Source organism: Corallococcus sp. CA053C, from assembly GCF_003611675.1.
Lineage (GTDB): Bacteria > Myxococcota > Myxococcia > Myxococcales > Myxococcaceae > Corallococcus.
The window spans coordinates 1-11,234 of sequence record NZ_RAWA01000333.1 but is presented as its reverse complement, the minus strand read 5'-3'; the positions used below and the strand labels follow the sequence as shown (position 1 = coordinate 11,234).

At 72.2% G+C, this 11,234-nt stretch carries 9 protein-coding genes; 8 read left to right on the top strand and 1 reads right to left on the bottom strand.

All coding sequences use genetic code 11. The features are described 5' to 3' along the window. Window positions 1-41 precede the first annotated feature (41 nt). Together D7V97_RS32210 and D7V97_RS32205 are read left to right on the top strand one after the other, a co-directional pair. Window positions 42-1,832, top strand: coding sequence for a methyl-accepting chemotaxis protein (locus D7V97_RS32210; protein ID WP_120614456.1), 1,791 nt, complete (start codon window positions 42-44; stop codon window positions 1,830-1,832). Between the two features lie 179 nt (window positions 1,833-2,011). Next, a complete protein-coding gene (locus tag D7V97_RS32205) occupies window positions 2,012-2,380 on the top strand; it encodes a VOC family protein (RefSeq protein ID WP_120614455.1) in 369 nt (122 codons plus the stop codon). 43 nt (window positions 2,381-2,423) lie between these two features. Here D7V97_RS32205 and D7V97_RS32200 read toward each other — a convergent pair whose 3' ends face one another. Beyond that, a complete protein-coding gene (locus tag D7V97_RS32200) occupies window positions 2,424-4,013 on the bottom strand; it encodes an NAD(P)/FAD-dependent oxidoreductase (protein ID WP_120614454.1) in 1,590 nt (529 codons plus the stop codon). 212 nt (window positions 4,014-4,225) lie between these two features. Between D7V97_RS32200 and D7V97_RS32195 the strand changes: the two genes are divergently transcribed. The 6 genes from D7V97_RS32195 to D7V97_RS32170 all read left to right on the top strand — a co-directional run. Then, the gene (locus D7V97_RS32195) at window positions 4,226-4,711 is read left to right on the top strand and encodes a chemotaxis protein CheW (protein ID WP_120614453.1); all 486 of its coding nucleotides are present in this window, start codon (window positions 4,226-4,228) and stop codon (window positions 4,709-4,711) included. After that, window positions 4,711-6,345, top strand: a complete 1,635-nt coding sequence (locus tag D7V97_RS32190; protein ID WP_120614452.1) for a protein-glutamate O-methyltransferase CheR — start codon at window positions 4,711-4,713, stop codon at window positions 6,343-6,345. The genes D7V97_RS32195 and D7V97_RS32190 overlap by 1 nt, the downstream gene beginning before the upstream one ends. Then, a complete protein-coding gene (locus tag D7V97_RS32185; RefSeq protein WP_120614451.1) occupies window positions 6,345-6,959 on the top strand; it encodes a chemotaxis protein CheW in 615 nt (204 codons plus the stop codon). Before D7V97_RS32190 ends, D7V97_RS32185 begins: the two co-directional genes overlap by 1 nt. Next, a complete protein-coding gene (locus D7V97_RS32180; protein WP_120614450.1) occupies window positions 6,956-8,599 on the top strand; it encodes a methyl-accepting chemotaxis protein in 1,644 nt (547 codons plus the stop codon). The genes D7V97_RS32185 and D7V97_RS32180 overlap by 4 nt, the downstream gene beginning before the upstream one ends. A 3-nt stretch (window positions 8,600-8,602) precedes the next feature. Then, the gene (locus D7V97_RS32175) at window positions 8,603-10,762 is read left to right on the top strand and encodes a response regulator (protein ID WP_120614449.1); all 2,160 of its coding nucleotides are present in this window, start codon (window positions 8,603-8,605) and stop codon (window positions 10,760-10,762) included. Then, the coding region (locus D7V97_RS32170) for a response regulator (protein ID WP_120614448.1) at window positions 10,759-11,234 on the top strand (476 nt) is incomplete at its 3' end. The genes D7V97_RS32175 and D7V97_RS32170, both read left to right, overlap by 4 nt.

Genomic DNA, 11,234 nt, shown 5'->3' with positions numbered 1-11,234 from the left:
CTTCCCACCCAGTCTGAGGTTTCTCCCGGATCCATCTCGCGATGAATCAAGCTCCGACCCCGTCCCTCGCCAGCACGCTGCTCCTCAAGCTGCTGATGCTGCGCACGCTCGTCGTCACGGTGGCGGTGGCGCCCGCCATCTACGTCGACATGCAGCTGCTGGACGTGGACTCGAGCGCGATGGGCTTCGTGCTCGGGGTCGTCACGCCCATCGTCATTGGTGGGCTGGCGCTGGTGGCGCCCATCGGGGCGGTGGGCTGGCTGCTGCGGCACGCGCTGCATGAAGAGGAAGGCAACGCGCCGGAGCGGCTGCGGCGGCTGTTGCGGCTGCCGGGCGTGCTGACGTTCGTGGAGGCGCAGGCGGGCTGGTTCCTGGGCGGCATCTGCTTCAATGGCGCCATTGGCCTGGCGCTGGACCGTCCGCCGCGCGTCATCCTGGTGGGCGTGGCGGTGGCGATGAGCGCGGGCCTCTTCAGCGCGCCCCTCATGTACATGCTCTATGAGCGGACGCTGGCGGCGGTGACGCTGGAGGCCTTCCGCCGCGCGCCGCACGAGCGGCCTGCTGGAGAGGGGCTGTTCCTGCCCCGGCAGAGCTGGTTCCTGCCGGCCATCGTCGTGTCGGCGCTGCTCATCACGTGCATCACCAGCATCGCGACGTTGCAGCTGCGGCTGGAGAAGAACCTCTCGTCGCTGGCGGACGACCTGGAGCTGGCGGGCGACTACCGGGGCTCGGCGCGGGTGCGCTCCAGCATCGAGCCCCTGCAGACCGACCTGACGACGCCGGTGGCGCTGCTGGGCGGGTTCGCGGCGCTGGGCGCCATCTTCACCGCGGCCTGGGCGGCGCGGCGGCTGTCGCAGGGGGCGAAGGCGATTGGCGCGTCGCTGGACGCGCTGGTGGAGGGCCGCTCGCAGCCGCCGCAGTGGGTGTCCACGGACGAGTTGGGCGACCTGTCCGCGCGCACGTGGCTGCTCTATGAGCAGTTGCAGGAGCTGCCCCGGTCACTGCGCTCGTCGGCGGGGCACCTGGCGCAGGCGGGCACTCGGCTCACGGAGGCGAGCGACCAGCAGAACCGCACGATGTCCCGGCAGGCGGCGGCCATCCACCAGGCGCGCACCACGGCGCAGGAGATCCAACAGACGTCGAAGCTGGCGGCCAGCCGCGCGGGGAACATCCTGGAGGTGGCGGAGCGCGCCGCGCGGATGGGCAAGCTGGGCGAGGAGTCGCTGGCGGGCACGGAGCAGGGGCTCGCGGACATCCGCGACCTGACGAACGGGCTGAACCAGCAGGTGAGCGACCTGGGCACGCGCGCGAGAGAGGTGAGCCGGGTGTCGGAGGTGGTGAAGTCGCTGGCGGACCAGTCGCACATGCTGGCCATCAACGCCGCCATCGAGGCGAGCCGGGCGGGCGAGCAGGGCCGGGGCTTCGCGGTGGTGGCGCGGCAGATGCGCGACCTGGCGGACCAGTCCATCCGGGCCACGGGCCAGGTGCGCGGGCTCTTGGAGGGGATGGAGGCGGCCACGGGCGAGGCGGTGGTGACGGCGGACAAGAGCGCCCTGGGCGTGGAGGCCGCGCTGGTGCCGCTGCGCAAGAGCGGCGAGCGGCTGCGCGAGCTCATCTCGCTGGCGCAGGAGTCCGCGCACGCGGTGCGGCAGATCGCCGAGGCCGTGGCGCAGCAGCACGCGGGCGTGGATCAGCTCTTCAGCGCGGTGAGCGAGATGGACGAGCTGATGGCCGCCACGCTGCACCAGCTGGACACCACGCAGGCGGCGGCGACCGCGGTGGCGCAGGCGACGGGGCAGGTGTCGCAGCTGGCGGAGCGGTACGTGTCGTAGCGGTCAGGCGGGCTTGCGCCGCACCCGGTGCGCCCCCTAGATTTCGCGCCGGTCGAAAAACGGCGGACCGGTTCGGTGAGCCCCGGTCACTTCCATGGTGGAAGCACTTGTTCGACCTCCCTCGGGAGGAAGAACCCTCGGCCCTTCGTAGGCACTCGTGTGCCTTTTCGAGGCTCGCCATGCATTTGAATCACCTCGACCTGCAGGTCCCCGACGTCCAGGCCACCGCCGGCTTCTTCACGCGCTACTGCGGCTTCACGTCGCACGCGAAGAACCATGACTCGCCCGCCATCGCCATCCTCGGTGGGCAGGACGGCTTCGTGCTCGTCCTCCAGCGCCGCAAGCGCGACACCGACACCTTCCCCGAGGACTTCCACCTGGGCTTCCTCCAGGAGTCCGAGGCCCCCGTGCTCGCCTTCCGGGAGCGCGTGAAGGCCGACGGCCTGGAGGTCTCCGACGTCATCCGCAACAACCGGGGCACCCTCGTCTACTGCCGCGCCCCGGGCGGCATCCTCGTTGAAGTCAGCTGCCGCCCCGGCGCGCTCTAGCGCCGGCCTCAAGGACAGACGGTAAAGACAGACACCCGGCGCCTCAGCCCGCGAGGGCCTGGGGCGCCGGCGGCTTCGCGGCGGCCTCCGGGACGTCCTCCAGCGGCGGCACGTACGGCCAGCCCGGCAAGCCACCCTTGCCCGCCTCGCGCGTGAGGTAGTCCGCCGCGATGTTGGCGCTCTCCATGATGGTGAGCAGCCCGCTGCCCGGGTGCGTGCCACCGCCCACGAAGTACAGCCCTTCCACCTGCGCGTTCTTCACGCGGGGCCGCAGCGGGCCCAATTGCATCCACGTGTGCGACAGGTTGAACACCGCGCCCCGGAACACGTTGAAGTCGTCCCGCCACGTCTCCGCCGTGAAGTAGCGCTCCGCCTTCACGTGCTCGCGCACGCCCCGGATGCCCACCTTCTCCAGCATCTTCGGGATGCGCTCGCGCAGCGTCGCCTCCGTCTTCGCCCAGTCCACCGGCCTCGCCGTGTTGGGCGTGGGGACGAGCACGTACAACGTCGAGTGCCCCTTCGGCGCCGCGGACACATCCGACACGCCCGGGTTGCACACGTAGAAGGGCGGATCGTCCACGTCCACCGTCCGGTCCTCCAGCGCGTCGCGGTCCGTCCTGCGCGCGCTCTCCGACAGGTAGATGAGGTGGTGCGGCAGGTCGTATTTCCGGTCCAGCCCGTAGTACGCCATGAACGTGCTGCACGAATACTTCGCGCGCTCCAGCGCCCCGTCCGTCAGCCGGCTGCCCTCGCGCACCTCCGGGGCCAGCAGGTTCTTCGCCGCGTAGGCCAGGTCCGCGTTCACCACCACCGCGTCCGCGTCCAGCTCCTCGCCACCCTGGAGCTTCACGCCCACCGCGCGGCCCGTCTCCACCTTCACGCGCTCCACCGGCGCGCCCATGCGGAAGGTGACGCCCAGGTCCTGCGCGCACTTCATCATCCCTCGCGCGAGCGCCCGGAAGCCGCCCTGCACGTGCCACACGCCGAAGGCCAGCTCGATGAAGGGAATCACGCTGAACACCGACGAGCACGTCGTCGGGTGCAGCCCCAGGTACTTCGACGGGTACGCCAGCGCGTACGTCATCCGGTCGTCGTGGAAGAACGAGTCCAGCTGCTTGTAGAGCGTCTGCCACGGCTTGAAGCGCAGCGTGGGCGCGAGCCGCCAGGGCGCGTAGTAGCCCAGGCTCCCCGCATTGGTGCAGATGAACTTCTCGTACGCGAGCGCGTACTTCTCACGCCCGTCCTCCATCCAGTCCTTCAGCGCGCGCCCCTTGCCCGCGCCGAACTTCTCCAGCTCCTGCCCCATCCGTTCCACGTCGCGCCGCGTGTCCAGGTGCGTGCCGTCCCAGAAGTGCACGCGCGTGTTCGGGTCCACCGGGGTCAGCGTGACGTAGTCCGCCAGCCGCTTGCCGGAGCGGTGGAAGATCTGCTCCAGCACGCCGGGCAACTGGAGGATGGAGGGGCCGGTGTCCATGGCGTACTCGCCGTCCGCGCCCATCGTGAGGCCCTTCATCCGACCGCCCGGCACCGCGTCCTTCTCCACCACGGTGACCCGGAAGCCCTGCCCCGCCAGGTTGATGGCGACCGACAGCCCTCCCGGCCCTGCGCCCACGACGATGACGTGCCGAACCATGTGCCTCACCATGCCCGGCGCCGTGCCGGCTTGCGACTGTCCCGTCGGGTACGTCCCATGGGGAAAAGCGTTTCCCCGCGGGACTCCCGGCCGCTCGCCGGGCGTTCCTCCGGAGACCGGACGCCCTGCCTCCCTGGAGCGTCTTCTAGAGGACGGGCCCACATCCTGAATCCCCGGGGTGCGCTGCCTCTTGTACCCTGCGCCGCGCATCCATGAATCCCCTCCCGGAGGCTCGCCCACAGGAAGTCCTGCTGTTCACGCTGGAGCGGCAGCGCTACGGCCTGCCGGTGGAGGACGTACGCGAGCTGGTGCGCGCCGCGCGCCTCACGCCCCTGCCCCAGGCGCCCGACGTGGTGGAGGGCCTGCTCAACCTGCGCGGTGAGCTGCTGCCCGTGCTGGACCTGCGCCGCCGCTTCCGTCACGCCGCGCGGCCCCTCTCACCCATGGACCACTTCATCGTCGCCCATGCGGGCCCGCGTCCGGTGGCGCTGCGCGTGGACCGCGCGGAGGGCCTGCACGTCATCGCGGCGAACGAGTGGGATGACTCGCCCCGCGAGCTGCCCGGCGTGGGGTACGTGGCCGGGGTCGCGAAGCTGCCCGACGGGCTGGTGCTCGTGCACGACCTGCGCTCCTTCCTCTCCGAAGCCGAGGCGCTGCAACTCGACACCGCGCTCGGAGCCCGGCCGGAGCCCGCTTGATGGACGGCCTGCTGTCCCCTGGGTTCAAGGAGGTGCTCGTCCTGGTGGAGGAGCGCGCGGGGCTCGCCGCGCCCAGCTGTCTGGCCGCCGCCGAGGAAGGCATCCAGCGCGCCATGGCCCGCGCGAACCTGGGGAACGTGGAGGCGTACCGGCAGCGGCTGTTGCATGACGCCGCCCTGCTGGATGACCTGCTCACCGAGCTGACCATCGGGGAGACGTACTTCTTCCGCACCCACGAGCACTTCGACCATCTGCGCCGCGTGGTGCTGCCCGACTTGCGCGAGCGCCACGGCCCGGAGCACGTGCTGCGCGCGTGGAGCGCGGCCTGTGCGTCCGGCGAGGAGCCCTACTCCCTCGCCGCGCTGCTGATGGCCGAGGGCTGGGAAGACCACATGATCGTGCGCGCGACGGACGTGTCGCGCACGGCGCTCGCCCGCGCCCGCGAGGGCCGCTACACCGACTGGTCCCTGCGCGGACCTTCCGCGGACCGCATGCGCGCCCACCTCAAGCAGGAGGGGCGCCACTTCCTGCTGAGCCCGGACGTGAAGCGCCACGTGCAACTGGGTTACCTCAACCTCGCGCTGGAGACGTGGCCGTCCGCCGACAGCGGCATCTGGAAGATGGATGTCATCTTCTGTCGCAACGTCCTCATCTACTTCAACGCCGCGACCATCGAGGGCGTGGCCCGCCGACTCCATGCGTCCCTGGATGACGGTGGCTACCTGTTCTCCGGCCCGTCGGATCCGCCGCTCAGCGACTACGCTCCGTTCGAGGCCGTGCTCACCGGGTGGGGCGTGCTGTACCGCAAGCCTTTGACTGGCCAGCACGCCGCGCACTTCGTTCCGCTCCAGCCCCTGCCGCCCCTGCGCACGGAGGGCACGCCGTTCACCCCGGCGCCTGTCACCGACCGCTTCGCTACCGGAGGGTTCTCCACCGAGCGGGCCGCGCCCCTGGCCACCGATGTGATCAACGCACGCGCGCCGCTGGACACGGGCGCGCCGTTTTCTTCCGGGAGCGCGCCTCCATCGGAGCCTGCACGTACGTCAGAGCCTGCACGTACGTCAGAGCCTGCACGTACGTCAGAGCCTGCACGTACGTCAGAGCCCTCGCGCTTCACGTTGAACGCGGAGACGTTGGAGGGCGTGCGGCAGGCCCTGGCTCGCGGCGATTGGCGTGAGGCTTCGAAGCGGGCGGGAGCACAGGCGGCGGATCCGGAGCTCGCCCTGGCGGCGGTGCGGACGCTGGCCAACCTGGAGCCCCGGGCGGCGGTGTTCGCTTGCGGCGAGGCTTCGGTTCGCCACCCGCTGGTCGCGGGGCTGCGGTATCTGGAAGCGGTGCTGCTCCTGGGACAGGCGCGGCTGCCCGACGCGGAGAAGTCCGCGCGGCAGGCGCTCTACCTGGATCCGGGCCTCGCGGTGGGCCACCTGCTGCTGGGCCACGTGCTGCGCCGGCAGGAACAGCTCGCCGCAGCGGCGCGGGCGTACCGCGAAGCAGAAGTGCTGTGTCGGAAGCTGCCGCCGGAGGCGCTGGTGCCGCTGGCGGAGGGAGAACGGGCAGGCGCCCTGGCGGACGTGGCCCGCGCGGAGTGGCGGCGACTGGAGCGTCCCGGGATTGATGGCGGAGAGGCGGGCTGATGCCGAAGCGTGAGGGAGTCATCGACTGGGAGCAGGCCCGGGCCCGGCTGGAGGAGCTGGAGCGCGCCACCGCGGCGCGGGACTCCTTCACGGACGAGGCGGCGCTCGCGCAGCTCGACGCGCGCGCTCGCGCCCTGGCCCGCCCCGCCGAACACCCGGTGCTGCCCGGCAGCCAGCGCGAGGTGTTGCGCTTCCGCGCCGCGGGCCAGACGTACGCACTGGAGTCGCGCTTCATCCTGGAGGTGATGCGCGCGCCGGAGCTCACCCCGCTGCCGGGCGCGCCGCCCCTCTTGCGCGGCCTGACGCTGCTGCGCGGCGAGGTGCTGCCCGTGGTGGAGCTGGCGCCGCTGTTCGGCCGGCCCGCGTCCCAGGCCCAGGGCCCGGTGGTGGTGGTGGGCACCACGCGGCCGGAGCTGGGCCTGCGCACGGATGAGGTGACGGAGGTGGCGGTGCTGACGGGCACGGAGCTGTTGCCCGCGCCCCCCTCCCTGGAAGAGGAAGCGGGCGCGCTGGTGGCTGGCGTCAGCCCGGACGGCACACTCGTCCTGGAGGGAGAGGCCCTCCTGGGTGACAGCCGTCTCGTGTTCGAGCTGTCCGAAGAAGGAGTCGCATGAGCATCGGGAATCGCATCGCGCTGGGATTCGGCCTGTCCCTGCTGGTCCTGCTGGTGATCGCTGGCGTCGCCTTCCAGGGCGCGCGGCAGCTCACCAGCACCACGGAGGGCCTGCTGACGGCCCACGAGAACTTCCGCATCCTGCGCGAGGTGCGCGCGCTGCTGGTGGACGCGGAGACGGGGGAGCGCGGCTTCGTCATCACCGGCCAGGACAGCTACCTGGAGCCCTACAACGCCGCGCTCGGCAACCTGCAGGAGGACCTGTCCGCCCTGCGGACGGCCATGGCGCCCTATCCCGAGCAGCGCTCGCGGCTGGCCCGCCTGGAGCCCATCGTCAACGCCCGGCTGGAGCGGTTGAGGGAGGGCATCCGCCTGCGTCGCGAGAAGGGCCTGGAGGCCGCGACGGGCGTCGTGCTGGACGGCCGGGGCAAGGAGCTGATGGACCAGGTGCGCGCCATCATCGGCGAGATGCTCGACACGGAGCAGCAGCGCTGGGAGCGCGACGCCGAGGCCGCGCGGCAGTCCGCCCAGAACAGCATGTGGGTGCTGGGCCTGGGCACGCTGCTGGGCATGGCCATCGTCGGCGTGGGCAGCTTCGTCATCACCCGTGGCATCACCAACCCCCTGCGCAAGCTCACCGTGGGCGCCGAACAGCTGGGCCGGGGCGAGCTGGGACACCGCATCGACGTGCGCGGCCGCGACGAGATGGCGGACCTGGCGGGCGCCTTCAACGCCATGGCCGAGCGCCGCCAGCAGGCCGAGGTGCAGCTGGCGAAGCAGGCCGAGCAGCGCGAGCACACGCTCAAGACGGTGGCGGACTTCGTCAACCAGTTGGCGGGCGCGTCGTCGGAAATCCTCGCCAGCACCACCGAACAGGTGGCCGGGGCCCAGGAGCAGGGCAGCGCGGTGACGGAGACGGTGAGCACCATCGAGGAGATCACCAAGACGTCGGAAGAGGCCGCCGGCCGCGCTCGCGCGGTGAGCGAGTCCGCCCGCCACTCCGAGGAGGTGGGCCGCTCCGGCCGCCGCGCGGTGGAGGAGGCTGTGTCCGCGATGGGCGCCGTGCGCGACCAGGTGGAGTCCATCGCGTCGCGCATCCTCGCGCTCGCCGAACAGGCCCAGGCCATTGGCGACATCATCACCACCGTCAACGACATCTCCGAACAGACGCACATGCTGGCGCTCAACGCCTCCATCGAAGCCAGCCGCGCGGGCGAGCACGGCCGTGGCTTCGCCGTCGTCGCCTCCGAGGTGAAGGCCCTCGCGGATCAATCCAAGAAGGCCACCGCGCAGGTGCGCCAGATTCTCGGACAGATTCAAAAGGCCACCCACGGCGCGGTGATGACCACCGAGGAGGGGACGAAGAGCGTGTCGGCCGCCACCCGCGTCGTCACCGAAGCGGGCGCCACCATCCAGCAACTCGCGGACCTGCTCACGCAGGCGTCGCTCACGGCCGCGCAGATCGCCGCGTCCGCCAACCAGCAGGCCACCGGCATCGGGCAGATCCGCCAGGCGATGCATGACGTGAACCAGGCCACGCAGCAGGGCCTCATCTCGTCGCGCCAGACGGAGCGGGCGATGCAGGACATCAACGCCATGGGCCAGAAGTTGAAGGGGCTGCTCGGGGAGTTCGGGCGCTAGGCCATGGATCGCGACCGGCTGGCGCAGGCACTGCTGGACTCGTTCCTGGAGGAGCTGGAGGGGCACGTCGTGTCCCTCAACCGGGACCTGCTCGCGCTGGAGCAGGCCCCGGCGCGCGCGCGGGAGCTCATCCCCGGCCTGCTGCGCACGCTGCACAGCGTGAAGGGCGCGTCGCGCGCGGCCAGCGCCAGCCGCGTGGAGACCGCCTGCCACCGGTTGGAAGAGGTGCTGGAGCCGCTCATCCACGGGCGCGCCCCGTCTCCGGACCTGTTCGAGCTGTGCTTCGCCACCGTGGACGCGCTGGACGACGCGGGCCGCCGGCTGGCGTCGCGTCAGGACCTGTCCGGCTCGCCGCTGGAGGCCCTGCTGCCGCAACTGGAGCAGGCCGCGCAGGGCGTGCCTCCTCCATCGCCGGAGCGCCGTCCGGAGCCGGTGCCCTTCGCCCCCGGGCCCGCGCGGAAGGGCGCTGAACCGACGCCTCCCGCCGAAGTGGAGCCGCCCGTCCCCGTGGTGCCCGGCGAGGCGCTGCCAGTGCGCGTGTCCGGGCAGAAGCTGGACGCGCTCCTGGGGCGCAGCGGCGAGTTGCGCGTGGCGATGCTGCGCCTGGAGAGCCACGCCGAATCGCTGGAGTCCCTGCGCGACGACGTGACCGGGCTCCGTGCCTCGGTGCGCGGCACGGCTTCCGAGACGACGCTGCGCCGGGTGGAGCTGGAACTGGCGCGGGTGGCGCGGGTGCTCGCGCAGGACCGGCGCGCGCTCTTCCAGTCCTCCACCGGCCTGGACGACGAGGTGCGCCGCGCGCGCATGCTTCCCTTCGAGGAGGGCTGCACGGGGCTGGAGCGCGCCGCGCGCGACGTGGCGCACGGCCTGGGCCGGCGCGTGCGCATGGAGGTGCACGGCGGCGGGCTGGACCTGGACCGCTCGCTGCTCCAATCGCTGCGCGAACCGCTGCTGCACCTGGTGCGCAACGCGGTGGCGCACGGCCTGGAGGCGCCCGAGGAGCGCGTGCGCCACGGCAAGTCCGAGGAGGGCCGCGTGGTGCTGTCCGCGCGGCTTCGCGGCAGCCGCGTGGAAGTCGCGGTGGAGGACGACGGGCGCGGCCTGGACCTGGAGGCGCTCCGCGAGCGCGCGCGGGCCCGCGGGCTGGAGGCGCCCGAGGACGACGCGGAGGCCGCGCGGCTCGTGTTCCTGCCGGGCCTGTCCACCGCGCCCAGGGTGACGGCGGTGTCCGGCCGGGGCGTGGGCCTGGACGTCGTGCGCGCCCAGGTGGAGGCCCTGCGCGGCAGCGTGGAGGTGACGTTCAAGGCGGGCCAGGGCACGCGCTTCACGCTGGACGTGCCCCTCACCTTGAGCACCCTGCGCGTGCTGCTGGTGGACGTGGGCGGGCAGATTCTCGCGCTCGCCAGTGAGGGCGTGGACCGGCTCTTGCGCCTGTCACCCTCCGACGTGCGCGAGGTGGAGGGCCGCATGTCGTGGGTGACGCCGGACGCGCTGGTGCCGCTGGCATCGCTCGCGAGCGTGCTGGACCTGCCCTCGGGCCCGCCGCGCGCGCGGCCTTCGGCGGTGGTGCTGTCGGCGGGCACCGCGCGGGCGGCGCTGGTGGTGGACGAGGTCATCGCCGAACAGGAGGTGCTGGTGCGCTCCCTGGGCTCGCGCGTGAAGCGGGCGCGGCACGTGGCCGCCGCGGCGGTGCTTCCGGATGGCCGCATGGCGCTCTTGCTCAACCCGGCCTCGCTCGTGCGCGCGGCGGGAGGACGCCCCTCCGCGCACTTCTTCCCCACGCCCCGGGAGCAGGCGGTGCGCAGGCGCGTGGTGCTGGCGGACGACTCGCCCACGACGCGCATGCTGGAGCAGAGCATCCTGGAGGCCGCCGGCTACGACGTCACCGCGTGCGCGGACGGGGCCGAGGCGTGGGAGCGGCTCCAGGCGGGCGGCGCGGACGCGCTGGTGCTGGACGTGGAGATGCCGCGCATGGATGGCATCTCCCTCACCGAGGCCGTGCGCGCCTCGCCGCGCTTTGGACGGGTGCCGGTGGTACTGGTGACGTCGCGGGAGAAGTCCGAGGACAAGGCGCGCGGCCTCAACGCCGGCGCGAGCGCCTACATCGTGAAGAGCGCGTTCGACCCGACGAGCCTGCTGGAGACGCTGAGGCGACTGCTATGAAGAACGAACCGTTGCGCATCCTGGTGGCCGAGGACTCGCCCACCGCCCGCCGGCTGTTGGTGGAAATCCTGCGCACCGACCCGGAGCTCACCGTGGTGGGCGAGGCGCGGGACGGCCTGGAGGCGGTGGAGCTGTGCCAGCGGCTGCGGCCGAGCCTGGTGACGATGGACATCCAGATGCCGCGCATGGACGGCCTGGACGCCACCCGCCGCATCATGACGGAGGCGCCCACGCCCGTGGTGGTGGTGTCCACGCTGGTGGAGCGCGACATCCACACGTCCATGGCCGCGCTGCGCGCCGGGGCGCTCGCGGTGCTCCAGAAACCGGTGGGCCCGGAGTCGCCGGACTTCGAGGCGGAGAGCCGCCGCCTGCGCGACACGCTCAAGGCCATGGCCCAGGTGAAGGTGGTGCGCCGCTGGCCGGAGCGCACCGCCGTGCCGTCCCCCCCCGTGGAGACGACGACGCCCACCAC

What these genes read in the sequence shown, in the direction of transcription:
- D7V97_RS32205 (WP_120614455.1), top strand. Translation starts at nt 2,012, where the DNA reads ATGCATTTGAATCACCTCGACCTGCAGGTCCCCGACGTCCAGGCCACC.
- D7V97_RS32195 (WP_120614453.1), top strand. Translation starts at nt 4,226, where the DNA reads ATGAATCCCCTCCCGGAGGCTCGCCCACAGGAAGTCCTGCTGTTCACG.
- D7V97_RS32175 (WP_120614449.1), top strand. Translation starts at nt 8,603, where the DNA reads ATGGATCGCGACCGGCTGGCGCAGGCACTGCTGGACTCGTTCCTGGAG.
- D7V97_RS32210 (WP_120614456.1), top strand. Translation starts at nt 42, where the DNA reads ATGAATCAAGCTCCGACCCCGTCCCTCGCCAGCACGCTGCTCCTCAAG.
- D7V97_RS32185 (WP_120614451.1), top strand. Translation starts at nt 6,345, where the DNA reads ATGCCGAAGCGTGAGGGAGTCATCGACTGGGAGCAGGCCCGGGCCCGG.
- D7V97_RS32180 (WP_120614450.1), top strand. Translation starts at nt 6,956, where the DNA reads ATGAGCATCGGGAATCGCATCGCGCTGGGATTCGGCCTGTCCCTGCTG.
- D7V97_RS32200 (WP_120614454.1), bottom strand. Translation starts at nt 4,013, where the DNA reads ATGGTTCGGCACGTCATCGTCGTGGGCGCAGGGCCGGGAGGGCTGTCG.
- D7V97_RS32190 (WP_120614452.1), top strand. Translation starts at nt 4,711, where the DNA reads ATGGACGGCCTGCTGTCCCCTGGGTTCAAGGAGGTGCTCGTCCTGGTG.